Origin of the sequence: Achromobacter sp. UMC46 (genome assembly GCF_014170335.1) — a bacterium.
Taxonomy (GTDB): domain Bacteria; phylum Pseudomonadota; class Gammaproteobacteria; order Burkholderiales; family Burkholderiaceae_B; genus Achromobacter.
Genome location: NZ_LZZS01000004.1, coordinates 624451 through 648831 on the forward strand (window position 1 = coordinate 624451; position 24381 = coordinate 648831).

Below are 24381 nucleotides of genomic sequence, written 5' to 3' on the forward strand. Positions count from 1 at the left end.
ATATCGTGAGGATACGTATGAACAAGCGTCATGCCGGTTTGTCGGCATTGATGTCTCTGGTGTTGTTGGCCGGCTGCAGCGAGGTCAATCAATTCCTGGGCAATGAAGAATCCGTCAACTACAAGAGCGCCGTCACCCAGCGAGGAGAGCCTCTGAGCATCCCGCCGGATCTGACTCAGGCCAACAGCGACCCGCGCTATCGCGCTCCCGCTTCGGGCTCGACGACGTACTCGCAGTTCCAGCAACAGGGCCAGGCGCAAGCCACCGCCCCGAAGACCAGCAACGTGCTGCCCGGCCGCCAGGACATGCGTGTCGAGCGTGACGGCGACCTGCGTTGGCTGGTCGTGGACCGTGCTCCCGAAGACGTGTTCCCGCGTCTGGTCGACTTCTGGACCGAGAACGGCTTCACCGTGGCCAGCAACAACCCCAGCGCCGGCCTGATCGAAACCGACTGGGCGGAAAACCGCGCCAAGATCCCGGAAAGCTGGCTCCGCCAGGCATTGGGCGCGGTGCTGGAATCCGCCTGGGATAGCGGCGAACGCGAGAAATTCCGCACCCGCGTCGAACGCGTCAACGGCCACACCGAGGTCTATGTCAGCCATCGCCAGATGCTTGAAAAGCGCGTCGGCTCCGACGGCGGCCAGGTGCAGTGGCAGAACGGCAAGGAAGATCCGGGCCTGAACGCCGCCATGCTCGCCCGCATGATGGTCTACCTGGGTTCGGACGTGGACAACGCCCGCAAGCTGGTGCAGCAGGCGGAAGCCGCGCCGCAGAAGCCGGCCGTCGAGGAAGATGTCCGTACGCAAGGCGCCTCGTTGCTGGTGGCTGAATCGTTCGACCGCGCATGGCGCCGCGTCGGCGTGGCGCTGGACGGCGGCGGTTTCGCCGTGGACGACCGCGACCGTTCCGCTGGCGACTACTTCGTGCGCTACGTCGATACCGACACCGGCGAAAAGAACGAGCAACCGGGCTTCTTCGGCCGCATGTTCTCGGGCGACAAGAAGGCCGAGGCGCCGCAATACCGCATCCACCTGGCCGCCACGGGCGATCAGACCACGGTGACGGTGCTGGACTCCACGGGCGCCCGCGACAACAGCGCTACGGCCCAGCGTCTGCTGAGTGTCTTGAAGGACAAGATGTAAAGCATGGCCGATCGGCGCTTCGGCGCCGGTTCAAGGCAGAAGGCCCCCGCAAGGGGGCCTTTTTTCATGGGCGCGCGCGGCGCTGCGTCGTGGGCCCAGACGTGAACAAGCCCCGGCAATGTCGTTGCCGGGGCTTGTTCACGTCTTCAGAGCGGGGGTTCGTCTCTGTTTTTATTAAGACGCCGGGGTGGTCGAGCCGCCCGGGGTATTCGAACCGCCACCAGGCGTGGTGCCGGGGGTGGGTGCCGGAGCCGGCGACGTGGCCGGCGGCGTCGTGCTGGGGGCAGGCGTGCTTGCGCCCGGAGTGGGGTTGTTCGCGGGCGCCGGGGCATCTTCCTTCTTGTTGCAAGCGCTGAGCGAGACTGCCAGCACCGAGGCAATAATCAAGGTTTTGCTCATCATTTTTGGACTCCTGTAGATGACGACTCTTGAAACCCCCTTAGGGGAAACCAGAATCCAGGCTACAGGAAGCTTGCGGCCGATCGCGTGTGAAAGTTAAAAAGGTCGCATCCCAACGGCAACAAACCTTTCAGCTCGGTGTTATGTCTTTCCTTATGTGACCGCACGCATAGACCTGATTGCGTTCTGTGCAAGTCAGATACGCGCAGGTGTCCGGATACTACGCCGCCACGTAATGAATCCAGCCGGAATCCAGCCAATCCGCCAGGCAAGAACGGGCATCGTCGGAAAGTTTGGCGCAGGCCGGGGCGGCGCAATCCAGGCTGCGGGCGTCCGCCAATGCGCGCAGGGCGGCGTCGGCAGGTGTCATCGCGGTTTCACCGTTGATGAAGAGCTGCTTGCCGCGATACAGCATGCGGGTGCGGCGATCCAGCACCAGGCGGCCCGAGGCGGGCCAGTCTTCTTCCAGGTCCACGTCCATGCCCTCGGGCGCGTCGAACACGCTCTGGTTGTGCGGTTCGGTCAGCCAGCAACCCAGGAAGCGCGACGCCAGCGCATCGTCGAAGCGCAGCTTTTCGACGGTTTCCAGCGTGGCGGCCACCAAGGCATCGGGCAGCGCCGCGGGCGTGTCGACGGCAGGCTGGCCCGGATCGCGGTAGACGGCCGACAGTTTGGGGCCGGGCAGGGCGGGTTCGCCGTAGGGGCCGCCCAGGAGGCCGACGCGCGCCATGACCTGGTCGGCGGCGGCTTCCAGCAGGCCGCGCGCCAGCGTGGCCTGCGTGGGGGCGCGGAACCCGATCGAGATGGTCATGCAGCCGTCGCCCATGGCGATGCCGTCATGGGCCGCCTGGGGCGGCAGATAGAGCATGTCGCCGGGGACCAGCACGGCCTTTTCTTCTGGCTGGAAGTTGCTGAGGATCTTCAGCGGCAGGCCGGGTTCCAGCGACAGGTCCTTCTGGCGGCCGTAGCGCCATTCGCGTTCGCCGGCGGCTTGCAGCAGGAACACGTCATAGCTGTCGAAGTGCGGGCCCACGCCGCCACCGTGGCTGGCGATGCTGATCATCACGTCGTCCAGGCGGGCGTCGGGGATGAAACGGAACAAACCCATCAGTTCGGAGGCCGCATCGCTCAGCAGGTCCACGCTTTGAATCAGCAGCGTCCAGTCGCCTTCGTTGTCTTTGGGCAGGCGGGCGAACGGGCCGTTCTCCATCTGCCATTCGCCGTTCTCGCGCCAGATCAGGCGCGACTCGACATCGTCACGACGCGCCAGCTTCTTGATGGCGGCGATGGTCAGCGGCGGCTTGAAGCCGGGGATGGCCTGGCGGATCAGCAGCGGCTTGCGCTGCCAATAGCGGCGCATGAAGTCGTTTGGGCTTTGGTTGCCCAGCAGCGGCAGGCGTTGGTCGAGGTTCATTGAAGGTGCTTCTTCAGGCGGTAGAGGGCATCCAGCGCTTCGCGCGGGGTGAGGCTGTCGGGGTCGATGGCGGCAAGCGATTCGCGCAGGCCGTCCAGCGCCTCGAGCTCGTCGGAGCGCTCGGTCTCGGCGTAGGCTTGCGCGTCGGCGTCGGCCGCGGCCGAGAACAGGCCCAGCTGCGGCGTGGGCGAACCCTGCGCCTCAAGCCGTTCGAGTTCGCGCGTGGCCTGGCGGATCACCGCGGCCGGCACGCCGGCGCGTTGCGCCACCTGGATCCCGTAGCTGCGGCTGGCGGGGCCTTCGCGCACTTCGTGCAGGAAGACGATGCCGCTGGCCGATTCCGCCGCGGCCAGGTGCACGTTGGCGGAGGCCGGCTGTTCGGCCGGCAGGCGGGTCAGTTCGAAGTAGTGCGTGGCGAACAGCGTCAACGCGCGGTTGTGCGCCAGCAGGCGGCAGGCGATGGCCCAGGCCAGTGCCAGGCCGTCATAGGTGGACGTGCCGCGGCCGATCTCGTCCATCAGCACCAGGCTGTTGGGCGTGCTGGCCGACAGGATGGCGGCCGCTTCGGTCATTTCCATCATGAACGTCGAACGTCCGCCCGCCAGGTCGTCGGCCGCGCCGATGCGGGTGAAGATGCGGTCAATCTTGCCGATGCGCGCGCGCGTGGCGGGCACGAAGCTGCCGATGCGCGCCAGCAGCACGATCAGCGCCACCTGACGCATATAGGTCGACTTACCGCCCATGTTCGGGCCGGTGATCAGCAGCATGCGGCGCGCAGGGTCCAGGCGGCAGCCGTTGGGCGTGAAGCGTTCGATGGCATGTTCCACCACAGGGTGGCGGCCGGCCTCGATATCGATGTCGGCCTGCTCGGACAAGTCGGGCGCCATCCAGTCGTGGCGGCGCGCGTGGTCGGCCAGGGCCGCCAGCGTGTCCAGTTCGGCCAGCGCGGCGGCGCAGTCGGACAGCGGCCGCACGTGTTCGGCCAGCACGTCCAGCAATTGCTCGAACAGCCACTTTTCACGGGCCAGCGAGCGGTCCTGCGCGGACAGCACCTTGTCTTCCCACGTCTTCAGTTCGGGCGTGATGTAGCGTTCGGCGTTCTTCAGCGTCTGGCGGCGCCGGTAGTCTTCCGGAACCTTGGCCGTCTGGCCCTTGGAGACTTCGATATAGAAGCCATGCACGCGGTTGAATTCCACGCGCAGGTTGTTGATGCCCGTGCGCTCGCGCTCGCGCGCTTCCAGCTGCACCAGGAAATCGCCGCCGTCGGCCGCCAGGCCGCGCAGTTCGTCCAGTTCGGCATCAAAACCGGTGGCCAGGACACCGCCGTCGCGGATGGCCACGGCCGGTTCCGGCGCAATGGCGCGCACCAGCAGCGCGGCCAGCGCCGGATCCACGGACAGGTGCGAAATCAGTTCGCCCAGGCGCGGCGAGTCGGCCATGGGTTCGACCAGATCGCGCAAGGCCGGCAGGGATTCCAGCGCGTCGCGCAGGCTGGCCAGTTCGCGCGGGCGCACCGAGCGCAGCGCCAGGCGTGCGGCAATGCGTTCGATGTCCGGGAAGGCGTTCAGCGCCGCGCGCATCGCTTCCAGCAGGCCCGCCGAGCCGAAAGTCTGCTCGACGTCCATGCGGCCGGCCAGCAGCGCCGAGATGGCTTGCTGGCGCGCCAGCGCCTGTTCGTTTTCGCGCAGCGGATGATGCAGCCACCGGCGCAGCAGCCGGCTGCCCATCGGCGTGCGGCAGCCGTCCAGCAGAGAGAACAGCGTGGGCGAATCTTCGCCCGACAGCGTCTGGGTCAGTTCCAGGTTGCGGCGGGTCACCGGATCCAGCAGCACGTACTGGCCAGGGCGTTCGGCCGACAGGCTTTGCACGTGCGCCAGCGCCTGCGATTGGGTGCGCGCCGCATAGCGCAGCAGCGCGCCGGCGGCGCAAACGCCCGCCGGCATGTCTTCGATGTCGAAGCCCGCCAGCGTGTCCGTCTTGAAGTGCGCCAGCAGGTGCGCGCGGGCGCCATCGCTTTCAAAGTGCCAGTCCGGCACGCGGGCGCGGGCGCCTTCGAACGGGAAATCGAAATCGGCGCTGTCGGCGCAGATGATTTCCGCGGGCGCGATGCGGTGCAGTTCGGATTCCAGCTGCGCGGGCGCGCATTCGGTCACGCGGAACTCGCCGCTGGCCAGGTTCAGCCAGGCCAGTCCGGCGCGCGGGGCGCGGGCATTGCCGGTGACGAATACGGCGGCGAGCGCGCGATCCGCCTTGGCGGGCAGCAGGGCGTCGTCGGTCAGGGTGCCCGGCGTGACGATGCGCACGATGCGGCGTTCAACTGGGCCCTTGGAGGCGGCCGGATCGCCGATCTGTTCGCAGATGGCGATGGATTCGCCCATGGCGACCAGGCGCGCCAGATACTGCTCCATGGCGTGCACGGGCAGGCCTGCCATCGGGATCGGGATGCCGTTGGACGAACCGCGCTTGGTCAGCGTCAGGTTAAGCAGGCGCGCGCCGCGTTCCGCGTCTTCATAGAACATTTCATAGAAGTCCCCCATGCGGTAGAAGAGCAGCAAGGGGCCAGCCTCCGCTTTTAATCGGAGGTACTGCTGCATCATCGGGGTGTGGCCGATAATCGAATCATCGATTTCTGCCGGGGTTTTCACTGTTTTGCCTTGTGCTGCTTGCATTTGCAGAGGGGTTTGCCTTGTTTGGTTGGATGGCGGGAGACCCAACGACACCCATAAAAACCCGTCGTCACTTGCCGATTTGGCGTAACTTTTTGGGCGTCGTTTTGAAAACTTACGCCGCTTCGATTAGCATCCTTTGGAAAACTTACGCCAGAGGGGCACCAGACCAATGCAATTCGATGCGCGCGCCGCCAAGCTTCTTGAGCCAGGGCAACACCTTACCATTGATGGATGCCCTGGTTTACGCCTTACTGCTACGGCGACGACGCGCACTTGGTCGTATCGATTCAAGAGCCCCGTCGACGACAAAATGCGGCAGCAAAAAATTGGCCGCTGGCCGGAAATTTCGTTCGCGGCGGCTATGGGCGCGTGGGACGCATTGCGGCAAGAGCGGGCCTCGGGCGTAGATCCGGTCAAACGCGCAAAAGAGGCCCGCGCGGCCGCAGCGGAGGCGCAGGCTGCGGAGCGGGGGGAGAAGGACGCCGGCGCTCTGTCAGTAGCGGACGTCTGCTCTGTCTATCTGACTGGGCACATCGAGACTAACCGCGCGGCGAAGGGGCAGGCAGAGATAAAGCGGACGTTAGAAACGATGGTGGGGGAGTTGGCCGGCGTGTCTGCCGCAAGTGTGACTCGCGCCCAGGCTTTCGAGCTGATAAATTCTTACGCCCATATACCCGTCCAGGCTCAAATCCTTCGACGCGAGTTGGGGGCGGCCTGGGAGTATTGCCACGATGCCGGCAAGCTGCCCGAGTCCGTGCCGAACTGGTGGCGCGTCATCTTAAGAGGCAAACTGAAATCGAAGGGAAAGGCTATCAACGGCGTGAAGGCGGGCGTCAAGAAAAGGGTGCTGTCGCCGGCGGAGGCCGGTGAACTAATCCGATGGTTGCCGAACTTCTCGCCAGATATCCAAGACATCCTGGCCCTGTATTTGTGGACAGCTGCGCGGGGGGCGGAGATCACGGTTATGGAGGCTGGCGAGATCTCAGAGGAGGCCGACGGCTTGTGGTGGACGGTTCCGAAGGCAAAGACCAAAAACGTCAAGCGCGAGGAGGCTACCGATTTCCGCGTGCCGCTGGTCGGCCGAGCCGAAGAAATTGTGCGACGTCGTTTGGAGGGATATCCGGAGGGCTACCTTTTCCCGTCGTATGGAAAATCTGGACATTGGGAGCAGAAATCGGTGCAGACTCGTGTCTATTACCAGCAACCGTACAGCAAAACGGCACCGGAGCGAAAAAGGCAAAGGTTGACCGTTACGCATTGGGCGCCGCATGATCTGCGCAGAACTGCCCGCACATTCCTGGCTTCCTTGAAATGCCCTCGGGATGTGGCAGAGGTGATTCTTGGTCACATGCTAGAAGGCGTGGAGGGCGATTACAACCGCTATTCCTACGACAAAGAGCGTCGGCTCTGGTTGCGGCGCTTGTCGGAATACCTGGAAAAGTTGGCGAAGCGCGGCAGCTAAGTGCCTACCTCCGGCGAGGGCGCGCGCCTCGGCTTCTTCGCTCCGGTGTTCGGGGGCGGAAGCATCGTAGAACGGGGGCGACTCGTCGCCCATTCCACAATTTCGGTATATAGCCAGCCCACGCGCCGGCCTGAAAGTTCCCTCGGTGCCGGAAATTCATTGCGTGTGACCATAGCCTGAATAGTGGATCCGGCCAGGGTGGTGATCATGGCTACCGTGGGCAGGTCAACGTACACCGGCTCAATACGAAATTCAACGCTCATTATTTGCCTCCTGCGGACACCGCCCGCCGTCCTTGTCACCGGGCCGATGTACAGCGCACGGCCAGCGCAGGGAGCCGTCACCAGTGGGGCAGGAGCAGACCGCGCCGTCCTCGTCGGCCTGGGTCTTGAGGACGCTTTCGAGTACGTCGTATGCCTGACGGATACGCACAACCTCATCCATAACCGGCGACCGATAGATCAGTTCCGGCTCATCTGCTTTTCGCGTGTTCGGCCCATCAGCCCTAGCGATGGCGGCAAGTGCCTTGGTAACCTTCGATCCGCAGGCCTTGATCGCTTGGCGCACCGCCTCGCTGGCCTGGGGCGCGGCATAGGCCAATTCCAAGGCCAGATCCGCATCTTGCTGCTTCACCTCGTTGAGGCTGGGTGCCGGTTCGCGCGCCGCATCCTGCCAGCCGGGCTTGGGGCAGCGCGGATGCGTAACCCGCCACGCGACCACCTCCCCGGATACAGGGGCGATTGCCTCGGTGACTTCGCCGCACTCAGGACAAAGCGGCCCGACACTGCCGCACATGCGTTCCGTCGTGCCACGCCATCCGCAGTCCGCATTACCGCATTCCCGCTCCCCGGCTACAGGGGCGCTTGCCAGGGCGGCGCGATAGCCGCGCTCGAACGACGGGCCGTCGTAGGCGATGCCGTCGCAATCGCTGGCGTTGATCCAGCATTCGGCTATCGCGTCATCGTCCGGCGCAGTCGGCCGGCGGTCCTCATCGGCTACAGGGGCGCGGAGCTTGGACAGCGCTTCGGCGACGGCCAGGATATGGTCGTACCGGGCTTTGGCTTCCGGTTCCTGCGCCCAGTCGTCTTTTGCCCGGGTGTGGCAGTCGCTGAGCGCATCGGCTTCCTCAGTCAAAATGAGTATGGCGTCGTGTACGGTGTCTTGCCATGCCTGGGCGGCGTTGTTCTGGTCGGTCATGCTGGCTCCAAAATTGAATTCACGCGATCGATCCTTTCGCCGATCCAGCGCACATTGGTAACGCACCAGGAATTGCCCAGTGCTTTGTAGCGAGGTCCGTCAGGGCATTCGCTGGCTGGCTTCTTGCGCCAAGGAATGCGTGTGTAGTCGCGCGGGTAGGCTTGCAGCGCTTCGCATTCTTCGGGCGTCAGACGGCGAACCTGCATTGCCGTGAGCAACGCGGGCGGTGGGCTGTTCCGATCAAGACCGGCTGTGTACTCTCGATAGACCTTGCCGGCCTGATTGCTCTGCGTGTTGTGCAGCTTGGTGCTATACGCGACCGCCTGATGGCCACCGCTGTTTGTATGGCTGGCGGAGTGCGCCATGGCGCGTCGGGTTCCCGCCAATTCAATGCCAACGCCAAACCCGTTTTGGCCGCTGCTTTTGCAGTCGAATGCGATAGCGAGACTGGGTCCGAGCGCCGAGTCGCTACTGTCCGGCTGCTTGCCGTAGTTGCTGGTCAGCGCGCCCGCGACTTCCCGCGATGCGACCGATATCAACGGCGTGCCGCGGCCCGTGCCGTCTTCACTGGCGTCAAATCCTTCGCCGCGCAGGCTATGCGCGATGAACGTCTCCGATTCAAAGTCCATTCGGCCGCTGGCGCTGGCGCATGCGTTGAGTGCCGTCGCTACATCGATCGAGCCAGTCGTGTTGTTGCCGCCGAAAGCTTGCGCGACGTACGTGTCCTGATCTGCAGCGTGCGAGCTGTTCGGCTTTCCGAGCAATGTGGCGGCGATCAAGCCTCCGTCGCAGTCGAAATCGGTACCGAGTCCGCCACCGCCTTTAGCGCGAGCGCTAAGGGTGGGGGCAAAGCCTTGCCGCGTTTTTCTGCTCGGCGCAGGATTCCCCGACAAGCCGTGGCGCTCAAAAAGAACCGCTGCGGCACTTCGCCAGTCTCCAAGACATCCGACAACGAACACACGACGGCGTCGCTGGGGTACTCCGAAGTACTGAGCGTCCAGCACCCGATAGGCGACGCCGTATGCGTCATGGATTCCGGAGACGATGCCGCTGTTGCTCCAGCCGCTTGCGGGGACTTTGACGACCTGGCCAGTGATGAGGCCCAGAAAGCTTGCAAAGTCTTGTCCGGCGTTACTGGAGAGGACGCCGGGGACGTTCTCCCAAACCAGCCACTTGGGGCGGTACTTTGCAGCAATGGCACCAAAGGTAAGCATGAGGTTGCCACGCGGGTCATCCATTCCTTTTCGAAGTCCTGCGACGCTGAAAGACTGGCAGGGGGTGCCTCCGCAAAGAAGGTCAATTGCGACATCAGGCCATTCCTTGTACTTGGTCATATCGCCCCAGTTGGGCGTGTCGGGGTAGTGGTGGGCGAGGACAGCGGACGGGAACGGCTCGATTTCGCTGAAGGCCACGGCCTTCCAGCCGAGCGGGTTCCATGCCACGCTTGCCGCCTCGATGCCGCTGCAAACGCTGAGAAAGCGCATTGGGTTTCCTTACGCTTGTGCGGCCGGTGCCAGGTCGATGACCTCCAGGCCCAGCTGCGTAGCGATGTGATGTTCGAGAGTTGCGCCCCGGGAGTTCTGCCACCCGGGCAGCATGGCGATGGCCTGGCACGTCACCAGTTCGGCGATATCGGCGCGCATGCAGTCTTCCCAGCCTTTGGCGGGGTCGACGTTGATTTCTGCGGGGTTGACGACGTCGTGGCCGGTGGCGCGCAGGCGCTTGGCCTCGGCGTGGAACAGGGGGAAATTCAGATCCGGGTGGCCGGTCATGGGGCCGGCTAGGTAGGTGCGCATGAGGTCTCCAGCTGGCGGTCGCCCTGCGCCGCGAGCGCCAAACCGGCCTGGACCGCCTTTATGATGCGTTTCAGGTACTGATAGTCGGGGTTGGGTTCCACGGCTTCGCCATCGAGGTAGTGCCACCATTCTTCGTGGAACACCTGGTCAAGGAAGTCGGATGCGAAATGGCAAGCAGAGGGCGTGTCGACACCTTCAAGTCGGCATTCGATTTCGTCGTACAACTCGCGGGCTTCGTGCTTGTCCAATGAATTGAAGGCGCTTCGATCATGGCGGCCGCGCCGCCGGTCGATGATGGTCTTCTTCGTGAGGGCGATCAGCGCGTCGTTGCTGAATCGGGTCTCTCTGATACCGGTTGATAGCTTGCCGATGAGATAGCCGGTCGAGCACTTTTGAAAGAATGACGAAATGGTGTGCTGTTTGCCCATGGATCCCCAATAGGCGCCCCAGGCAGTCCCCCACACGTCTATTGCAATCTTCCCTTGGCCCGCTTCGAAGTCCTCCAGGGTCACTGTGATCGGGTCGAGGTCGGGAACGTCGAAAACTTGGATTCGACGCACGGTTCCAATTTCAATTCGCATGCTTATCTCCGTCGCCGCGCAGGCTGCGCCGGTATGCCGCTAACGCCGCCTTATAGCTGGCCTTCGCTTCCTTCATGGTCGGCTTCCATTCGCCTTGGACCTCGCGATACGGGCTGTAACCTTCCCAGCTTGTGCGGTACATCCGATATTCGTAAGAGCGACGCCACGAAGCGAAGCTGCCGCGCACTTCGCGGCTCTCGAATTTGGGCACCCGGTAGCCGCAAAGGAACTCGCCGAACGTCTCGTCGCAGTCGGCATCTAGGAATTTTTCGTAGCGCGTCCGCTTCGGCGGGGGCGGGAGGCTCTGCAACGCGGTGGACTGGCCTGCCTCGGTGGCCGCAAAAACAGTGTCCCCGTCATGCAGAAAGGCCGGCGAGCGGCGAATTTCCATTAGGCCGCTGGCCACCAGCGCCTCCAGATGCGGCATGTCGTGGTGGCCGGAGCTGGCGACGAAGTGGTTACGGTGGGGGTTTCGCTGGTCGGGCCGGACGCCGATGGTGTGTTGCAGCAGCGAAATCTGGTAGCTGGTAGGTGTCATCGCGTGCCTCCATTTCCCAGTTGGGTGCTACGCCGCACCCAGACGCAAACCGGCCCCCAGTCTTCCGTGTCGTGGATGGATAGGGCAAACCAGCCGTCACCGGCCGGGCGGGGTGGTTGCCAGGCGCTGATGTGCGAATCACCGTCATCGCCCCAGTAAGCGACGACTGCGGGGTGTTCCTCCGACTCGCTTTCAAGATAGGCGATGCTGGTTTCAAGCTGCTGAGCCTTGAACCAGGCCGCCGCTTCGGCGCCTTGGCCTTCATCGAAGGGTGGGTAGGCCGGATGGGTCCAGTAGCCTTCCTCATCGCGCTGTACGGGGGCGGCTTGAATCAGATGTGCGGCGGGTGCCGCCATCACTATGGTTTGGGACATATGGTGTCTCCATGCGTGCCAAGTAAGGCCGCATACGCAGATAAGGGCGGCCAGCGCGACAAAGGCGTTAATCGGCTGTTTCAGGACGGCAGCGGCGAGGACGCTAGAGGTCCAGGCGAGGATCGAAAGCGGGAGCGTCCAATTTGCGATGAGGAACCGGCGCATTACGTGCCCCCTTTGTCCTGCTGGGCTGCAATGGCAGCAACTCGCCGCTGTTCAAGATCTTCATCCGCCTTCTCGGCCCACTGGCTGCCGTGCTTCAGGTAGAAGCCCAGCAGGTAGTGGATGACGGTGGCCTGCTCGGCCTCGGCTTTCGTGGCAATCTCGACGCCCGACAGGCGCAGCAGTTGTGCCAGGCGGATGCAGGTGAAGTTCGGACGCCCGAGAATGTCGATGAGGTCCGCATTGAGTTCGGGCAGGGCCAGGGCGGCGGGGTTGCGCAGCGCTTTCATGGCTTCGTACAAGAGCAGGGTGGAGGTGTTCTCCCGCCCGTAGCGGCCGATGTACTGCTCGATGCGTTGCGCCACCGCGCCCGGCGTGGCATAGGCGTGCTGCGCCGCCTGGATGGATGACACAGGAACGGATGTTTCGGGGCTGCCGATGGCTGCGCTCAGGAGGCTGCTCAGTGCGGCGTCCTGGCTGGTGGATGATTCGGGAGCGCCCATGGTTAGCGCTCCGCGCGTTGACCGCAGGCGTCCGGGCAGGAGCGGGTGGAGGCGCCAGCCGCCGGGTTGGCGGCGATGTAGTCCATCATCGCGTCCAGTTGGTCCGCAGTGGGATAGGCCAGTTGGGGAAGGCTCAGATGCTCCATGGCGGCGGTCATCTTGATGACTCCAGCGCCGGTCGCGTCGGTAAGGACTTCGCGCAGGGTGACGTACCGAACCGCATTGGCGGGGTCCACTTGGGCGCGAAGTGCCGCGTTGTGGCGCTCGATGCGCCGGCCTTCGTCCAGGCCGTCTGCGAAACCCTCCTGACGGTCGGCGGTATTGCCGGTACGGGCCACCGTTTCGTCGGCGGCATTCAGGGCGTCCCTGTAGCGCTGGCGGTCTTCCGGGGTCATACGGGAGGCCATATCAGCCAGGAGTCGGTCGCAAAGGGCCGATAGCTGTTCATCGGGTTGGTCCATCTGAGCGGGGGTGGTCATGCTGTCGCTTCCTGTTCGGGTTCAACACCAAGCACCCAGCGCAGGGCCGAGGCATAGTCGCCCTGGGCCTGTTCAAGTGCCTTTTGGATTTGAGTTCGGGATTTCAGCTTGGGGGCGGTGCCCATGATTTCCGCCTGGCGCCGGGACCGCTGATGCGGCTTGACGTCTTTGCCGGCGTCAACAAGCTGGGCCACCTTCGCGCGCTGCTCGGCGGGGGCCAGTTTCGCCAGGGCCTTGGCATGCGTCAGGGTGACTTGCCCTGCCTCGACGGCGTCCTGCACGACCTTGGGGCAGTCCAGCAGGGCCAGTGTGTCGCGGACTGTGATAACCGAGCAGTTGTAGATGACGGCTATCTGGTCTTCCCCGCGACCGAGGGCCACATGGCGGCGCATTTTTTCGGCGCGGCCCAGCGGTGTATCGGCGGTGCGGGCTTCGTTCTCGCTGACAATCGCGTCCAGGGCATCCTGTCGCTTCCCTGCATACACGACGCCGGGGATTAGCCGCTCGGCCACCCCGCGTTCGCGGCGCCGCTTGTTGGCGAGAATGGCGGCTTTGACCCGCTGTCGTCCGAAGACGACTTCGGTTTCGCCGGTCTCGGGGTTCTTGGATACCCCGATGGGTTCCAGGACGCCCTGATAGTCGATGTTGCGGGCCATCGCTTCGTCCACGGGCAGGTGCACCCGGGGGTCATAGAGCGGGCTGGCTTCGTCGGTCACGAGGACCAGCTTGGCCGGATCGAAGTTCAGCAGGTTGCTTTGGCCGTCCGCGCCATAAACGTCTTTGGATTTTTTTGCCATTTCGGTTCCAGGTGTTCAGATGCGCTTTTCGCCGCCCAGGGCGTGGACCATTTCGGCCATGAGCTTTGCCAGTTCGCCGGTCATGAGGGTCATGTCCGAATCGAATTTCTCGGTATCGTTGGAGGCGGTGGTGTCGTTGCCTTCCTTCAGCACGTCCAGGGGTGACACGCGCTTGATATCGAGGCCTTCGGTCAGGACGAACGAAACCCGGTCAGCCCATGTGAGCGCAAGGCGGGTGCATTGCTTGCCGGACTGGATGTGCCGGCGGGCGTCTTCGGCGTCAATGGAGTGCTTCACGTACCGAATGGCCGCGCCGCTTTCACCGGACGAGCGCAATTCGGTGTCCTGATCGATGGTGAAGTTGGAGGGGGCCTCGTCTTCGGCTAGCCAGCCCGTCATGGCGCTGGCCGGCGATTGCGTGACGTAGAGATTTTCCAGCGGGAACGGGTCGATGCACTTCGCCAGGATGCCAATCACCTCATCGGCCCTGCCGGAGGCGGCAGCGTCGATCACAAGCCAACGATTCAGCGGGTCGATCCAGACGCGGGTATCGCGGTAGATGCTGAAGGCGCGGGGCAGGAGTTCGTCGGTGACGCGCTCCTTGATTTCCTTCATCTGCTTGCGGCCCGGCCTGTAGCCTTGCTGCTCTTCGATTTCCTCGGCGCGGGCCTTGGCGACCTGGTTGACGACCGAAGCGGGCAGCAGCTTCTTTTCGGCGCGCAAGGACAGCAGGATTTGGCCGTTGACCACGTGAGCCAGACCGCCATTCGCACGGGGCGGAACCCACCCGATGGACTGCATTTCCAGATTGTTGCCGGGCTGGAATGCCTGGCGCGCCAGGGCGGCTTCCAGGTCATCGCCGAACAACGACCAGGCGGCGGACAGGCGGTAGATCTTGAGATTTCTAAACCACATGGGGAACTCCGGTTAAATTGGTTTTTGCGCGCGTCGGGGCTTCTTGGGGGCGCGGGTTTTCACTTGCCTGACCTCAGAGGCAGGAATGCGGCGGCGGGGTAGCGGAATCGGCGGCCACCATCCAGCGCGGTCTCGCACGATGAATTCAATGCCGTTCAAATCGCGAAGCTCAGCAACCAGCTGAGAAGTTGGCGGCCAAAGAGGAAGAACGCCGCGAAGGCGATGCCAGCGAACCACGCCCAAACGCGAGGGATATCGGCGTCCTTACTCCAGTTGCCTTTGCCTGCGTGGTCACGGGGAGCGATGAGGTCTGCGGCTTTGCGGGCCACCTGGGCGACGGACGGCAGAATGCGGCGGCGCGCAGCCGGCGCGGATGCAGTAATTGCGTTCATGATGCTTTCCAGGGATCGGCCGCGACATAGCGGCGGTTGAGGTATTCGCAGGCGGGGACCAGCACCACCGCCGCCAGGGCAAGCAGGGCCAGACCCCACCAGATGGCGGGGATGGTTGAGGGCATGGGGATGTGCGCGAACGCGCGGTGATGGGCTTTGGAGAGCGGGCCAGTAGCCCGGTTCTTTCCCTGAAAGTCACTTTCTGCGCCGGTGACGATGCGGCGCTGACCCGCTCTCCGAAGCCGCCCCGGTGAGGCGGGGCAGGCGGGATACTGCTTACTGCACCAGCAGGCCCTGGAACTTGCCCAGGCCGCAGGTCAGCTTCTTCTTGCCGACCAAGTGTTCGACGGTGAAGCCGCGGCTGCGCGGCTTGACGGCGGTGACGACGGCCTCGACGGGCGGCTTGCCCTTGGGGCCTTGCAGTTTGTAGGTGGTGCCGACGGTGATTTCGGACATGGTTCTCTCATTGGGATAACGCCGGCCGGGCGTTGCGGTCTTGCGGATTTCGTGGTCTTTCGGGCATGCAGGCCGGGGGGTGCTACTTGCTGATGCTGCTGCCGAAGTTGAAGGCGTCGATGAGTTCTTCGATGAAACGGATGATCATGGCGACCATGGGTAACTCCGTTGGTGGGGGTGGGGAATGGTTGATGGCGCCGGAAGCGATCCGGCTTGTGGCTTCTGCAGGTGGAGAGAATCACGCCTTGCAATCCAGGCCACGCCCGCCTTGCGTGGGGCGCCCATCGCCTGGGCGGTACTGCTTGCCATCATCGGAGCGGACTGGATTCGAACCAGTGCCGACTGCCGCCGTTCGGATGTGTCTGGGGCGCGACCCCTTGGCATTGCCGACCTCCCCATGCGCGGGGCGCTCTGTCCTCTGAGCTACCGCTCCGATGGTGGCCCTGCGCGCTTACCCGGCGCAGGTCAGGTACTTCCGTCTTTGCGTGTGGTGCCGTCTCCTGGCGTACAGAGGGTGGGTTCTCCTCCAGCCATCGGGCAACTTTTGACCCATGCCGATATCACCCGGCTCCTGTGCCCGTGAACTCAGGGATTGCACTGCGGTGCGTTTACATTGGTGCCTCCTTCGAGGTTGCCGTCATAGTCATTTCCTCGGATGGGGAGTGCTACGCCGTGGGCACTGCTCCCGTTCGTGAATTGCATGTGCAGGCCGGCGCAAAGCGGGCAGGTGGATAGCATGCCCCACGATTCGCCGTCCGGTGCTGCTTGTGTTTCGATCACGCCGCCGCAGTCTGGGCATTCGTAATTCGTTATCTCGTTGCCGCGAGCGCGGAGGTGGGCGATGTAGTCCTGGTGTGCCTGCTTCAGGCTCGTGGTCGTGGTTATGATCACGGTCACATTCATTTCCTCAATATTGGGGTTCAGCCGTGGGAATGTGCGGGCGTACCTGCAGCCCCGCACGCGGGGCATGAGCCGGCTCTGTCAGAATCGGCAGGGCATCAGCACGCCGCTGCCACCAGCGAACTCGAAGCGCGCGGCCTCCACGGGATCAGTGCCGACGATGAGGCGGGCCGATGGCAGGTCGCTGATGAGGCGCAGGTACCGTCGCTGATACCTGTACGTCTTGCCGTCGGCCTGCAGATCGACATACTGGGTGAACAGCTGTCCGACGCCGTCGCAGCAATCGCACTCCGTCGAATCGTCAGAGCCAGGGAGGGCCGGAGACGCATGTTGCCCGTGCCCCATGCACTCCTTGCAATCGTAGGTATGCGAGCCATGCTCAAACGACCCGCTGCCATCGCATTCGGTGCAAGTATCGACAAGGAGGCGACCGGATCCGCCGCATAGGCCACATGCGCGGCCCTGCTCCTCCGGTAGAACGATAGGCAGGTCAATATTGTGGCTTGCACTTTGTTCCAGATGCTTCTGGATTCGGCCGGCCATGGTGGGGGCCGCGGCGGGGAGTTCGGCGTCCGCTTGGGCCGTTAGCTTGATGGCAATGTGGCCATTGGTGGCGAACGAACTGCCATCTTCTTGCCAGGGGGCGTTCAAGTAGGGGCGCGGGTCGTCCTTTGCGCAGAAGCGTTTCAGGTCAATCATTTTCATTTCCTCAATGCTGGGACGGGCGGGCGGGCTTAGGGACGGGGACGAGCGTGCCGAAGTCGTCCATAACTGCGTTCGTTACCAACGGCGCGCCCCAGGTTTCGTCACTGACGCTTTCCCAGGCGCACCAGTAGCGGCGGTCGTAGTACCGGCGATTGCCGAAGACGCCGCCTGGCGTCTCGCCCACGTAGCAACCGCCTACGTGATCATGTGTCTCGATGATGGGCATGGTGAATCTCGCGGTGCGGGCAGTGAAGTATCAGCAGCCTTCGCCGATGATTTGAGCGGCACGCACGCGCACAACCGTGATGAAGCTCTCGGCGTGGCGGGCGCGGTCTTGGTCGCGATGTGCGTTCCCTTGTGCGAGGCGCATCAACAGAACCGTTTTTAAGAAGGCTATGGCGGAGGCTGGAATTGCGCGGGATGCGGCCCATCTGTCGAGTTGGGCTACTGCTGTTGTGCTGTTCATCTGGATCCTCTCTTGCCCTAAATGGGCAGTTGGTTTCGGTAAGCGCTGACCCGCAGCGCTGGCCGAAGCCCGCTTTTCAGCGGAATCGGATTTCATGCCGGGGTTATCGTCGCCACGCCCGGCTGGGCGTTGCTTGGCTGTCGAAGCCCAAGCACACAGGGTCCGGGGGCGCGCTGGCGCTTGGCTGTCCTGTTTCGCCCTTCCTCCCTCGCGGGGGCGGGCGGCCTAAGTTGTTAAAGAGCGGCGCTTCGTGTTTGTCACCCGAAGCATGCGTGCAGTATTACCGAATTGGTAATAGCAGTCAAACCAAAAAGGTAACTTTTCCATTGCATTTGTTTACCGATTGGGTAATTTTGATAGTCGCGGCTGCGCAACACCGACTTGCGGCGGGTAGGCCGGGACGAAAAAAAGCCGCCCGGTGGGCGGCTGATTGCTTGGTAGACGCTTTAAAGCAAGCGCTGATCGACCCCGTTTCGCAGGTCGTATGGCGACCAGAGGATCCGGCCGACAATGCGCACATCGCGACCATCTTCCTTTTCCAAGGGGAACGGCGGATAGGCGGGGTTCAGTGATTTGGCAAGCCAAGTGCCGTCCCGTTCGCGCGATAGGCACTTCACGATCATCTTGCCGCCATGGTTGATGGCATAGACCGTGCGCGGATCGATCAGACGGGCGTCTGCCACCGTCTCTTCATAAAAAAGCATTGGACCTTCGTTACGGATAACCGGCTCCATGCTATCGCCGTCCGCATACACAATCTTCATGCGCTCGATGGGAAGCTTGAACGATTCCAAGAATGACCGGCGCAAAAGGATTTCCCCGATAGCGGTCTCTTCATAGTTCTCGATCCCCAGCCTCCCAGCGGCAAGCCTGACATCCAGCTCGGGGACCGAAAGGAATTCTTGGTCATTGGCGGAATAGCCAGCGCGCGGCACATGGCCGACGTTCGCGGCATGGCTGATGCGCAAGGATTGGATTGTTCCCTCTGTTTGCTTAGTCGTAGCGCCACCTTCCCAGGGGGCGATAGGCAGGCCGCCAATGGGCATTGGAAACTCGTCGGCGCCGTCATCCGCGTACAGGCCGACGCGCGGTGCGCGTAGAGGAGTTGCTCCGACCGGCCGGGCTGGCGCTGTCACAGTGATACCTAGGTTCAGTTGGGCAATTGCCAAAGCCATAGCCCCTTCCAGCGCGCTCAACTGTCCAGCGGGCAAGGCGCGCACGGCTGCCTCTGCTATCGAGGGGAAGGGCCAAGGGCGAGCATAGCCCTGCACATTTGCACGGTCGTCGTGAGCCGGCGTGTGGTCGGCGTCCATCCAGTTACTCGGAAGCCCGAAAGCTTCCTCCATCTTGCGCGCGGCTCGGTCGCCAATGTCCTTCTTGCCCGTAGCGTAGCGGCTCACGAGGGAAGGCGTGGAGTACTCAAGGCGCGTGGCGGCCTCGGTCTGATTGCCGGAGCATTTTTCCTCGATGGCGCGAGCGAAGTTCGCCCGGCGGATTTCTTTGATGGACTTCATGGTGGTCATTGGACCCGCGTTTACCTTATAGGTAAATAAACCAAATGGGTAACTTCTTTCGGTTGATCTATTACCAAAAAGGTAATAGCATCTTGCGTCATGAACATCGCCAAACCCAAACCGAGCTTTAAGGCCTTCTACCTCGCCCTTTCGTCTGACGACAGGGCGAAGTTCGCTAAGCGGGCCTGCACGACCGTCGCGTACATCGAAACGCACCTTCTGTACGCCCGCAAGGTGCCTCGAAAGGGAACGATGGATGCGTTGTGGCAAGCCAGCCAGGATTTTGGCGCTCCTTTCGATCACGGAGAGTTGCTCGGGTTTTTCTACGGCGGCCCGACGCCGCAGCAGCCGACCTCTCCCCATTCAACTAAGACCCTTACGGAGAGCGCCGATGGATAGCGCGAATTCGCCGGCAGTGCCGGCAGACCAGACAGCCCAAGTGCCGGCGAAGTCCGAAGACAAGGTCCAGATTGGGCCGCTGGACGTCTGAAGGTCGTTTTCCATGCTTCACATCTTAGGGGCGGCAGAACACCGCCGAAACCCTGATATTTCTCGATTCCAAGGTATGCCCGATGACCATCCGCCTGAACTCCCACCATTGGCTTGATGTCCTCTACAACGATGTGCGTAGCGCGCCCGGCGGCGTCAAGGACGCGGCCAGCTTTCTGACCGAACGCCGCGGCAAGCGGATCCACTACGAATCGCTGCGCGCCAAGCTGAGCGGCCAAGAAGGCGAGTCGATGACCTTCGAAATGGCGGACCTGCTTACGGAATGGCTCGCGCAGAAGGCCGGGGGCGCTGAAGTGGCACACCGCTGGGCGCAGACCTACGCGATGGTCGAGCATGGTCTTACCTGCTTGGACGTGCCCGCACCCCCTGAGGGCGGCTGGCCTGACGAGTTGAAAGCCATCCACGAAAAGGTATTGAAGGTAGGTGCCAAGGTCGGAGGCTTGAATGCGTCGACTCTGGACGCGATGGGTGACGGCCGCATTGACCCCGATGAGCGCAGCGCGCTGTACACGCTCTTCATGGACTTGGCCGTGTTGGCGTTCCGTGGCGCGCGCAACGTGTCGAGGGTGCAATGCTGACCCGTGGAACTTCTGGTGTACCCGTGCGGGCGCGTGTCCCGTCCACGGAGCGTAAGGGGGGCGCGCTGGCGCGTGCGGCTGGGCAACTCTGCGGGAACGACCGGTTCCAGGCTTGGGTTGTTGCCCGCATCGGTGCCGCCCCCCAGGGTGTGACCGTCCAGCAGCATGCTGCGCAGTTCGTCCGTGATGCCTGCGGTATCACCAGCCGTGCGCAACTGGACCACAACGCCGGAGCGGCGGCGCTCTTTCATGAGGCCGTGCGAAAGCCGTTTGTGAAGTGGAGCGGCATCTATGGCTGACTGCCTCCACATGTTCCGAGGGTATAGGGTGCCGCCTGAGGCCGTGCAAGCGGTCAAGCAGGCCATTATCGACACCCCGCGCCGGGTCGATGTCAAGGCGCTACAGGAAATCGTTCTACCCACCTTGGTGGCGGTGGACCCCTGGCCCAGCACATCACGCGCTGATGCTGCCGCCCGTGCGATTGAGTCGTTCCTGTTCGATGCGAGCCAGGCTGGCCTGGTCAAGCGCCGCACAAACGGCTGGAAGTTCCCGTACTGGTGGCGGGTCAAGTCGACGGGGGCGGTATGTCGTTGATGCGCCGCACCCCCCTCAAGAACAAGACGCCGATGAAGCGCAGCAGCGTGCCGATGATGCGGGCCACCCCAATGCCGCCGCCTCGCGCCGCCATGAAGGCGCGCAAGAAGGGCAAGAAGCCGCCCAAGACGATCTATCGCAATCAGGCGCTGCTTAATCTTGCCAAGGGCGAGGAATGCTTGCTCCGCGTGCCCCGGTATTGCCAGGGCCGCAAGGATACGACGGTCGCATGCCATTCCAACCTGCTACGGGATGGCAAGGGGAAGGGCATCAAGGCCCACGACTGGGCCATCGCATTCGGCTGTGGCCCTTGCCACTGGTTCGTTGACCAGTCTCCGGCCCCGCTGGAACAGAAGCTCAGCTATTTCATACCCGGCTTGCGCCTTACGCGCCTGCGGATCATCGCTATGGGCAAATGGCCCGACGAGGCCGAGCGCGGGTATCAACTTTTGTATGGAGAGTCGTCATGAGCGTTCAGGGCATGACATGGGCGCTTGCTCAGAGAATCGTGAAGGATCCGACCGCGCGTCACGTCCTGCTGTGCCTGGCTAACTATGCCGGCGCGAAGGGCGAGGGCGCTTTCCCGTCCGTGGCGACGTTGGCCGAAGACACTGGCCTGTCGAACCGGACGGTGCAGACCAAATTGCGTGAACTGGAAGCCCTGCAGGTGATCCAGCGCGGCAATCAGGATCTGGTGGCTGCCTACATTCGGCGCGCTGATCAGCGGCCGGTTTGCTACGACATTGATCTGTCACGGGGTGCAGTAGCTGCGCCCCGCGTGGAACATTCTGAAGGGCAAACACGGGGTGAACCTGCTGCGCCCCGTAATGAACGGGGTGAATCTGACGACGTCACGGGGTGCAGCTCACGACGTCACGGGGTGAATCTGACGACGTCACGGGGTGAACGTGCTGCACCCGAACCGTCATTGAACCGTCAAGGAACCATCAATGAACCTAAAGGCGTGCGCAAGCGCTCGCCGGGGTTCGACCCGATGAGCGTGGAATTGCCGGACTGGCTGGATGCCGATCTGTGGGGGCGCTGGGTGCGTCACCGCGTGCAGATCCGCAAGCCGTTGACCGAAGAGGCCGCCAAGCAGCAGGTGATGGACCTGGACGGATACCGCAAGCAAGGCCACACGCCGGAGGCTGTCATCACGCACGCCATCGGCAAAAGCTGGCAAGGCCTGTTCGCCCCGAGTGGTGCAGCAGCTGGGGGTGCCCCGCGTCCCGGCAAGTTCAACCCCACCGACTACGTGAACCGCAATCGCACCCAAGGAGGCCACGACTATGACGACGGTCGCACAATCGACGGCTAACCGGTCCATGTGGGCCGTGCCGATGGCAAAGCTGGAAGGCATTTCCCTGATCGACCACCTTTGGAATCGCCTTTCGGGCACGTATGGGGGGCGCTGGCTGAAAGACTTCCCGGACATGCAGAGCATCGAGAACTGGAAGGCGGCTTGGGCGGAAGCGTTTGACGAAGAGAACCTGACACCGCAGGACGTGGCCGAGGGGCTTCGCGCCTGCCGCCGCATGTCACCGGACTGGCCGCCGAGCGTGGGCGAGTTCATTCGGGCCTGCCGGCCGACGCTTGAGCCAGAGGTGGCGTTTTACACAGCGGTCGCGGGAATGGCTGCGCGGCACAACGGCGAGCCGGGGACCTGGCCGCATCCGGCCATCTTCTGGGCGGCGGTAGAGGTGGGGGCGCATGACCTTCAGCATTGCCCCTACACAACGATGAAGGCGCGCTGGGAGCGGTCCTTGAACGAAGTCCTTGCCCGAGGCGAATGGAAACCCGTTCCCGTCATCGTCAAGGCTCTGCCCGCTCCGGCGATTACGGCCACCAGCCGCGCCCAAGCCGAAGAGCAAATGCGCAAGATCGGAGAGACAGGGATCATGAACCAGTCCGGCCGTGATCCGATGCGCGGGTGGAAGCGGATCATCGCCGAGACCGAAGATCCGAATGGCAAACGCTTCTCGCCGGGAATCGTTGCGATGGCGCGTAACGCGCTACGCCTGGACGCTGGGCAGGGAGCGCGATCATGAGCGGCGCTATGGCACGCAACAAGGGCGCGGCGTTTGAGCGCAAGGTGGCCAACCTGTTGACCGAGGCAACCGGCAAGGTCTGGCGGCGGCGCGTGCGCAACGCGGTTGGTGATAGCGACGTGGTGGCGGATGATCCCGCCTTCGCCCGCATCAGTATCGAATGCAAGCACGCCAATACGCTTTGCCTGCCCGCCTGGTGGCGCCAGGCGCAGGAGCAGGCCGGCCAGGACGGCGTGCCGGTGCTGGTCTACAGGCAAACGGGGGCGCGGGGCGAATCGGTCATGGTCGACGCCCACGACGTGAACTCGAAGATTTTTCCAGTCCGGGGGCGGCATACCGTCACGATGGGCTGGGATGTGGCAATGCAATGGATGCGGGAAATGCTGCCCGCGAAAGTGATTTTTTCCCCGGATATCTACTGATGACTACGACCACATTAGAGCGCAAGGCTATGGCGAACCACGCAACGATCATCAGCGAACCTCTGTTCCGTAGTGCGCATGCCGCCCTGGTATTCGCTCTCAATTTCACCATGCAGCAATATGACCGGCCCCTGATGAACAAGGTCGCCAGCAATGATTCGGAGCGGGGCGAAGGCAAAGGCCTTTCGGGGCAAGATGGCGCGGCCCAAGCAGGGATGATTCGCCGCCGGTTGTCCACGCTGCCGCCTCTGCAACAGGCGATCATGGTGGCGCGCACCGCACCGGCAACGCTGGTGTGCAGCTGCGGTGCGCCCTGCTGCCAAGGGCGGCAGGCGAATCTTGAATGGACAGCTGCGATTCGCTTGGTGGCGGATTCCGCCGAAAAAGAAGCGTTGGCAAGCTGCTCCATTAACCGAGGGCTGACGCTGGGCCTGCTGGCCCGTCTCTTTGGGCAAGGCAGGGGACAACAGATGAGCGACATTGCTGAGCAGGCAGGCGTGTCCTCCAATACTGCGACGAATCACCTTTCGCGGTTGAAGCTGTGGCTGCATGGCAGTAAGACGCGCGGGGCCGGGTTCGGTGTTGGGCAAGAGGCGTTGGCGATTTTTGCAGCAGAGCAAGCGCTGATCGACGCAGGCATTGTGGGGGCGCTTGACGATATAGCTTGACGCTTGTGAATTTCACACGCAGAATAGGCGCAGCCCTGATACGGTCTGTCAGTGCGTCTACCAAAAGCCCGCCAGCGAAAGCAGCGGGCTTTTTGCATTTCTGCGGGCTTGGCCGAATGGTCAGGCTGCGGCCTTCCAAGCCGCCTACGTGGGTTCAATTCCCGCAGCCCGCTCCAAACAAAAGAAGGCCCCGATACGGATTCTCCGGTCGGGGCTTTGCCTTTTCGGCACGAATCAAGCTAGAAGGTGTTGACGGAGGCGTTGGCGCTCTGATTCGCTAAGGCCCTGGTGTTCTCCAAGCCATTGTTCAACCAGACCGTCCCAACGACGTTCGTATGCGGATTCAACTTTATCCGGCGGCCCATCGGGTTCATCGAAGTCAGCCAAATCTTGCGCCTGTTTGCCGATGAAATCTGTTGCGCGTATGAGCACAAGGGGGGGCGTGGTGGCGTCAGTACGTCCGTAATTTACGTATCGCTGGGAATTCAGCGTTAGAGCCTTATCGAACACGAAGGCTTCATACAGCGCTCGGTGGTCCCGATCTAACTGTTGGCGGGCGGATCCGTGTGCCTCGGTCATCCCGTGCTGTACCCCCGCCTTCCAGCCGATCCATACGGCACCCGCTACCAACGCGATGTACAGCAGTTCCACGACTACTCCCAAATAAGTTAAGAGACGGCGACAACGACGGAATCGCGAG

Annotated in this window: 33 protein-coding genes and 2 tRNA genes; 11 read left to right on the forward strand and 24 right to left on the reverse strand. The window is 63.0% G+C overall.

The window, feature by feature from the left end:
* The first annotated feature begins 17 nt into the window (after positions 1–17).
* A complete protein-coding gene (bamC, locus tag A9973_RS05755; RefSeq protein ID WP_183012789.1) occupies positions 18–1142 on the forward strand; it encodes an outer membrane protein assembly factor BamC in 1125 nt (374 codons plus the stop codon).
* 174 nt (positions 1143–1316) lie between these two features.
* On the opposite strand, the gene A9973_RS05760 is transcribed toward bamC, so the two are convergent.
* The 3 genes from A9973_RS05760 to mutS all read right to left on the reverse strand — a co-directional run bounded on the left by A9973_RS05760 (position 1317) and on the right by mutS (position 5552).
* The gene (locus A9973_RS05760; RefSeq protein WP_105557453.1) at positions 1317–1544 is read right to left on the reverse strand and encodes an endopeptidase; all 228 of its coding nucleotides are present in this window, start codon (positions 1542–1544) and stop codon (positions 1317–1319) included.
* A gap of 217 nt (positions 1545–1761) precedes the next feature.
* Positions 1762–2955: a cupin domain-containing protein gene (locus A9973_RS05765; RefSeq protein WP_183012790.1), complete on the reverse strand. Its 1194-nt coding sequence runs from the start codon at positions 2953–2955 to the stop codon at positions 1762–1764.
* Positions 2952–5552, reverse strand: a complete 2601-nt coding sequence (gene mutS / locus A9973_RS05770; RefSeq protein WP_183013172.1) for a DNA mismatch repair protein MutS — start codon at positions 5550–5552, stop codon at positions 2952–2954. The genes A9973_RS05765 and mutS overlap by 4 nt, the downstream gene beginning before the upstream one ends.
* A 241-nt stretch (positions 5553–5793) precedes the next feature.
* Here mutS and A9973_RS05775 point away from each other — a divergent pair, with 241 nt between their 5' ends.
* Complete coding sequence (locus A9973_RS05775; protein ID WP_183012791.1) at positions 5794–7086, forward strand: integrase arm-type DNA-binding domain-containing protein; 1293 nt, start codon at positions 5794–5796, stop codon at positions 7084–7086.
* Here A9973_RS05775 and A9973_RS05780 read toward each other — a convergent pair.
* The 20 genes from A9973_RS05780 to A9973_RS31100 form a co-directional block, all read right to left on the reverse strand.
* Positions 7083–7349 (reverse strand): AlpA family transcriptional regulator, encoded by a 267-nt coding sequence (locus tag A9973_RS05780; RefSeq protein WP_183012792.1) that lies wholly within the window; start codon positions 7347–7349, stop codon positions 7083–7085. The two genes, A9973_RS05775 and A9973_RS05780, sit on opposite strands and share 4 nt — an antisense overlap.
* Positions 7339–8283: a hypothetical protein gene (locus A9973_RS05785; protein ID WP_183012793.1), complete on the reverse strand. Its 945-nt coding sequence runs from the start codon at positions 8281–8283 to the stop codon at positions 7339–7341. The genes A9973_RS05780 and A9973_RS05785 overlap by 11 nt, the downstream gene beginning before the upstream one ends.
* Positions 8280–9767, reverse strand: coding sequence for a DNA cytosine methyltransferase (locus A9973_RS05790; protein ID WP_183012794.1), 1488 nt, complete (start codon positions 9765–9767; stop codon positions 8280–8282). Before A9973_RS05790 ends, A9973_RS05785 begins: the two co-directional genes overlap by 4 nt.
* Before the next feature lie 9 nt (positions 9768–9776).
* The gene (locus A9973_RS05795; protein ID WP_183012795.1) at positions 9777–10079 is read right to left on the reverse strand and encodes a DUF4406 domain-containing protein; all 303 of its coding nucleotides are present in this window, start codon (positions 10077–10079) and stop codon (positions 9777–9779) included.
* A complete protein-coding gene (locus A9973_RS05800; RefSeq protein WP_183012796.1) occupies positions 10064–10660 on the reverse strand; it encodes a hypothetical protein in 597 nt (198 codons plus the stop codon). Before A9973_RS05800 ends, A9973_RS05795 begins: the two co-directional genes overlap by 16 nt.
* Positions 10650–11198, reverse strand: coding sequence for a hypothetical protein (locus A9973_RS05805; protein WP_183012797.1), 549 nt, complete (start codon positions 11196–11198; stop codon positions 10650–10652). The genes A9973_RS05800 and A9973_RS05805 overlap by 11 nt, the downstream gene beginning before the upstream one ends.
* Positions 11195–11572 (reverse strand): hypothetical protein, encoded by a 378-nt coding sequence (locus A9973_RS05810; RefSeq protein ID WP_220805359.1) that lies wholly within the window; start codon positions 11570–11572, stop codon positions 11195–11197. The genes A9973_RS05805 and A9973_RS05810 overlap by 4 nt, the downstream gene beginning before the upstream one ends.
* 164 nt (positions 11573–11736) lie before the next feature.
* Positions 11737–12237, reverse strand: coding sequence for a hypothetical protein (locus tag A9973_RS05815; RefSeq protein ID WP_183012798.1), 501 nt, complete (start codon positions 12235–12237; stop codon positions 11737–11739).
* A gap of 2 nt (positions 12238–12239) precedes the next feature.
* The gene (locus A9973_RS05820) at positions 12240–12716 is read right to left on the reverse strand and encodes a hypothetical protein (RefSeq protein WP_183012799.1); all 477 of its coding nucleotides are present in this window, start codon (positions 12714–12716) and stop codon (positions 12240–12242) included.
* The gene (locus tag A9973_RS05825; RefSeq protein WP_183012800.1) at positions 12713–13513 is read right to left on the reverse strand and encodes a ParB/RepB/Spo0J family partition protein; all 801 of its coding nucleotides are present in this window, start codon (positions 13511–13513) and stop codon (positions 12713–12715) included. The genes A9973_RS05820 and A9973_RS05825 overlap by 4 nt, the downstream gene beginning before the upstream one ends.
* Positions 13514–13528: 15 nt before the next feature.
* On the reverse strand, positions 13529–14428 hold the full coding sequence (locus A9973_RS05830) for a recombination-associated protein RdgC (protein WP_183012801.1): 900 nt from the start codon (positions 14426–14428) through the stop codon (positions 13529–13531).
* Positions 14429–14583: 155 nt separating this feature from the next.
* Complete coding sequence (locus tag A9973_RS05835; protein ID WP_183012802.1) at positions 14584–14820, reverse strand: hypothetical protein; 237 nt, start codon at positions 14818–14820, stop codon at positions 14584–14586.
* The gene (locus A9973_RS31095) at positions 14817–14945 is read right to left on the reverse strand and encodes a hypothetical protein (RefSeq protein WP_255469030.1); all 129 of its coding nucleotides are present in this window, start codon (positions 14943–14945) and stop codon (positions 14817–14819) included. Before A9973_RS31095 ends, A9973_RS05835 begins: the two co-directional genes overlap by 4 nt.
* 151 nt (positions 14946–15096) lie before the next feature.
* Positions 15097–15276, reverse strand: coding sequence for a hypothetical protein (locus tag A9973_RS05840; RefSeq protein WP_183012803.1), 180 nt, complete (start codon positions 15274–15276; stop codon positions 15097–15099).
* A 312-nt stretch (positions 15277–15588) separates the two neighbouring features.
* A tRNA-OTHER gene (locus tag A9973_RS05845) sits at positions 15589–15709 on the reverse strand.
* A gap of 152 nt (positions 15710–15861) precedes the next feature.
* Positions 15862–16173 (reverse strand): hypothetical protein, encoded by a 312-nt coding sequence (locus A9973_RS05850; RefSeq protein WP_183012804.1) that lies wholly within the window; start codon positions 16171–16173, stop codon positions 15862–15864.
* 84 nt (positions 16174–16257) lie between these two features.
* Positions 16258–16875: a hypothetical protein gene (locus A9973_RS05855; protein WP_183012805.1), complete on the reverse strand. Its 618-nt coding sequence runs from the start codon at positions 16873–16875 to the stop codon at positions 16258–16260.
* A gap of 10 nt (positions 16876–16885) precedes the next feature.
* Positions 16886–17107, reverse strand: coding sequence for a hypothetical protein (locus A9973_RS05860; RefSeq protein WP_183012806.1), 222 nt, complete (start codon positions 17105–17107; stop codon positions 16886–16888).
* A gap of 30 nt (positions 17108–17137) precedes the next feature.
* On the reverse strand, positions 17138–17443 hold the full coding sequence (locus tag A9973_RS05865; protein ID WP_183012807.1) for a hypothetical protein: 306 nt from the start codon (positions 17441–17443) through the stop codon (positions 17138–17140).
* Between the two features lie 350 nt (positions 17444–17793).
* Positions 17794–18870, reverse strand: a complete 1077-nt coding sequence (locus A9973_RS31100) for a S24 family peptidase (RefSeq protein ID WP_255469031.1) — start codon at positions 18868–18870, stop codon at positions 17794–17796.
* Between the two features lie 90 nt (positions 18871–18960).
* Between A9973_RS31100 and A9973_RS05875 the strand changes: the two genes are divergently transcribed.
* The 9 genes from A9973_RS05875 (at position 18961) to A9973_RS05915 (ending at position 23857) form a co-directional block, all read left to right on the forward strand.
* On the forward strand, positions 18961–19260 hold the full coding sequence (locus A9973_RS05875) for a hypothetical protein (protein ID WP_183012808.1): 300 nt from the start codon (positions 18961–18963) through the stop codon (positions 19258–19260).
* A gap of 173 nt (positions 19261–19433) precedes the next feature.
* The gene (locus tag A9973_RS05880; RefSeq protein WP_183012809.1) at positions 19434–19949 is read left to right on the forward strand and encodes a hypothetical protein; all 516 of its coding nucleotides are present in this window, start codon (positions 19434–19436) and stop codon (positions 19947–19949) included.
* A gap of 291 nt (positions 19950–20240) precedes the next feature.
* Complete coding sequence (locus tag A9973_RS05885) at positions 20241–20543, forward strand: hypothetical protein (RefSeq protein WP_183012810.1); 303 nt, start codon at positions 20241–20243, stop codon at positions 20541–20543.
* Positions 20534–21013 (forward strand): nuclease domain-containing protein, encoded by a 480-nt coding sequence (locus tag A9973_RS05890; RefSeq protein ID WP_183012811.1) that lies wholly within the window; start codon positions 20534–20536, stop codon positions 21011–21013. The genes A9973_RS05885 and A9973_RS05890 overlap by 10 nt, the downstream gene beginning before the upstream one ends.
* The gene (locus A9973_RS05895; RefSeq protein WP_220805360.1) at positions 21010–21861 is read left to right on the forward strand and encodes a helix-turn-helix domain-containing protein; all 852 of its coding nucleotides are present in this window, start codon (positions 21010–21012) and stop codon (positions 21859–21861) included. The genes A9973_RS05890 and A9973_RS05895 overlap by 4 nt, the downstream gene beginning before the upstream one ends.
* Positions 21833–22591, forward strand: coding sequence for a replication protein P (locus A9973_RS05900; protein WP_183012812.1), 759 nt, complete (start codon positions 21833–21835; stop codon positions 22589–22591). The genes A9973_RS05895 and A9973_RS05900 overlap by 29 nt, the downstream gene beginning before the upstream one ends.
* The gene (locus A9973_RS05905) at positions 22588–23013 is read left to right on the forward strand and encodes a hypothetical protein (protein WP_255469032.1); all 426 of its coding nucleotides are present in this window, start codon (positions 22588–22590) and stop codon (positions 23011–23013) included. Before A9973_RS05900 ends, A9973_RS05905 begins: the two co-directional genes overlap by 4 nt.
* Entirely contained in the window at positions 23013–23681 is a 669-nt protein-coding gene (locus A9973_RS05910; RefSeq protein WP_183012813.1) for a hypothetical protein, read from the forward strand. Before A9973_RS05905 ends, A9973_RS05910 begins: the two co-directional genes overlap by 1 nt.
* Before the next feature lie 102 nt (positions 23682–23783).
* Positions 23784–23857: transfer RNA gene (locus A9973_RS05915), tRNA-Gly, on the forward strand.
* A 58-nt stretch (positions 23858–23915) separates the two neighbouring features.
* On the opposite strand, the gene A9973_RS05920 is transcribed toward A9973_RS05915, so the two are convergent.
* Entirely contained in the window at positions 23916–24332 is a 417-nt protein-coding gene (locus A9973_RS05920) for a hypothetical protein (RefSeq protein WP_183012814.1), read from the reverse strand.
* Between the last annotated feature and the right edge of the window lie 49 nt (positions 24333–24381).

Bases quoted from the DNA above. Each gene is read 5' to 3' on its own strand.
- mutS (WP_183013172.1), bottom strand. From the start codon at position 5,552: ATGATGCAGCAGTACCTCCGATTAAAAGCGGAGGCTGGCCCCTTGCTG.
- A9973_RS05905 (WP_255469032.1), top strand. From the start codon at position 22,588: ATGAGCGGCGCTATGGCACGCAACAAGGGCGCGGCGTTTGAGCGCAAG.
- A9973_RS05855 (WP_183012805.1), bottom strand. From the start codon at position 16,875: ATGATTGACCTGAAACGCTTCTGCGCAAAGGACGACCCGCGCCCCTAC.
- A9973_RS05810 (WP_220805359.1), bottom strand. From the start codon at position 11,572: ATGTCCCAAACCATAGTGATGGCGGCACCCGCCGCACATCTGATTCAA.
- A9973_RS05775 (WP_183012791.1), top strand. From the start codon at position 5,794: ATGCAATTCGATGCGCGCGCCGCCAAGCTTCTTGAGCCAGGGCAACAC.
- A9973_RS05830 (WP_183012801.1), bottom strand. From the start codon at position 14,428: ATGTGGTTTAGAAATCTCAAGATCTACCGCCTGTCCGCCGCCTGGTCG.
- A9973_RS05885 (WP_183012810.1), top strand. From the start codon at position 20,241: ATGGCTGACTGCCTCCACATGTTCCGAGGGTATAGGGTGCCGCCTGAG.
- A9973_RS05900 (WP_183012812.1), top strand. From the start codon at position 21,833: ATGACGACGGTCGCACAATCGACGGCTAACCGGTCCATGTGGGCCGTG.
- A9973_RS05765 (WP_183012790.1), bottom strand. From the start codon at position 2,955: ATGAACCTCGACCAACGCCTGCCGCTGCTGGGCAACCAAAGCCCAAAC.
- A9973_RS05825 (WP_183012800.1), bottom strand. From the start codon at position 13,513: ATGGCAAAAAAATCCAAAGACGTTTATGGCGCGGACGGCCAAAGCAAC.
- A9973_RS05795 (WP_183012795.1), bottom strand. From the start codon at position 10,079: ATGCGCACCTACCTAGCCGGCCCCATGACCGGCCACCCGGATCTGAAT.
- A9973_RS05820 (WP_183012799.1), bottom strand. From the start codon at position 12,716: ATGACCACCCCCGCTCAGATGGACCAACCCGATGAACAGCTATCGGCC.
- A9973_RS31100 (WP_255469031.1), bottom strand. From the start codon at position 18,870: ATGACCACCATGAAGTCCATCAAAGAAATCCGCCGGGCGAACTTCGCT.
- A9973_RS05790 (WP_183012794.1), bottom strand. From the start codon at position 9,767: ATGCGCTTTCTCAGCGTTTGCAGCGGCATCGAGGCGGCAAGCGTGGCA.
- A9973_RS05865 (WP_183012807.1), bottom strand. From the start codon at position 17,443: ATGAAATCCGATTCCGCTGAAAAGCGGGCTTCGGCCAGCGCTGCGGGT.
- A9973_RS05840 (WP_183012803.1), bottom strand. From the start codon at position 15,276: ATGTCCGAAATCACCGTCGGCACCACCTACAAACTGCAAGGCCCCAAG.
- bamC (WP_183012789.1), top strand. From the start codon at position 18: ATGAACAAGCGTCATGCCGGTTTGTCGGCATTGATGTCTCTGGTGTTG.
- A9973_RS05895 (WP_220805360.1), top strand. From the start codon at position 21,010: ATGAGCGTTCAGGGCATGACATGGGCGCTTGCTCAGAGAATCGTGAAG.
- A9973_RS05875 (WP_183012808.1), top strand. From the start codon at position 18,961: ATGAACATCGCCAAACCCAAACCGAGCTTTAAGGCCTTCTACCTCGCC.
- A9973_RS05880 (WP_183012809.1), top strand. From the start codon at position 19,434: ATGACCATCCGCCTGAACTCCCACCATTGGCTTGATGTCCTCTACAAC.
- A9973_RS05800 (WP_183012796.1), bottom strand. From the start codon at position 10,660: ATGCGAATTGAAATTGGAACCGTGCGTCGAATCCAAGTTTTCGACGTT.
- A9973_RS05835 (WP_183012802.1), bottom strand. From the start codon at position 14,820: ATGAACGCAATTACTGCATCCGCGCCGGCTGCGCGCCGCCGCATTCTG.
- A9973_RS05780 (WP_183012792.1), bottom strand. From the start codon at position 7,349: ATGAGCGTTGAATTTCGTATTGAGCCGGTGTACGTTGACCTGCCCACG.
- A9973_RS05815 (WP_183012798.1), bottom strand. From the start codon at position 12,237: ATGGGCGCTCCCGAATCATCCACCAGCCAGGACGCCGCACTGAGCAGC.
- A9973_RS31095 (WP_255469030.1), bottom strand. From the start codon at position 14,945: ATGCCCTCAACCATCCCCGCCATCTGGTGGGGTCTGGCCCTGCTTGCC.
- A9973_RS05760 (WP_105557453.1), bottom strand. From the start codon at position 1,544: ATGATGAGCAAAACCTTGATTATTGCCTCGGTGCTGGCAGTCTCGCTC.
- A9973_RS05890 (WP_183012811.1), top strand. From the start codon at position 20,534: ATGTCGTTGATGCGCCGCACCCCCCTCAAGAACAAGACGCCGATGAAG.
- A9973_RS05860 (WP_183012806.1), bottom strand. From the start codon at position 17,107: ATGCCCATCATCGAGACACATGATCACGTAGGCGGTTGCTACGTGGGC.
- A9973_RS05910 (WP_183012813.1), top strand. From the start codon at position 23,013: ATGACTACGACCACATTAGAGCGCAAGGCTATGGCGAACCACGCAACG.
- A9973_RS05785 (WP_183012793.1), bottom strand. From the start codon at position 8,283: ATGACCGACCAGAACAACGCCGCCCAGGCATGGCAAGACACCGTACAC.
- A9973_RS05805 (WP_183012797.1), bottom strand. From the start codon at position 11,198: ATGACACCTACCAGCTACCAGATTTCGCTGCTGCAACACACCATCGGC.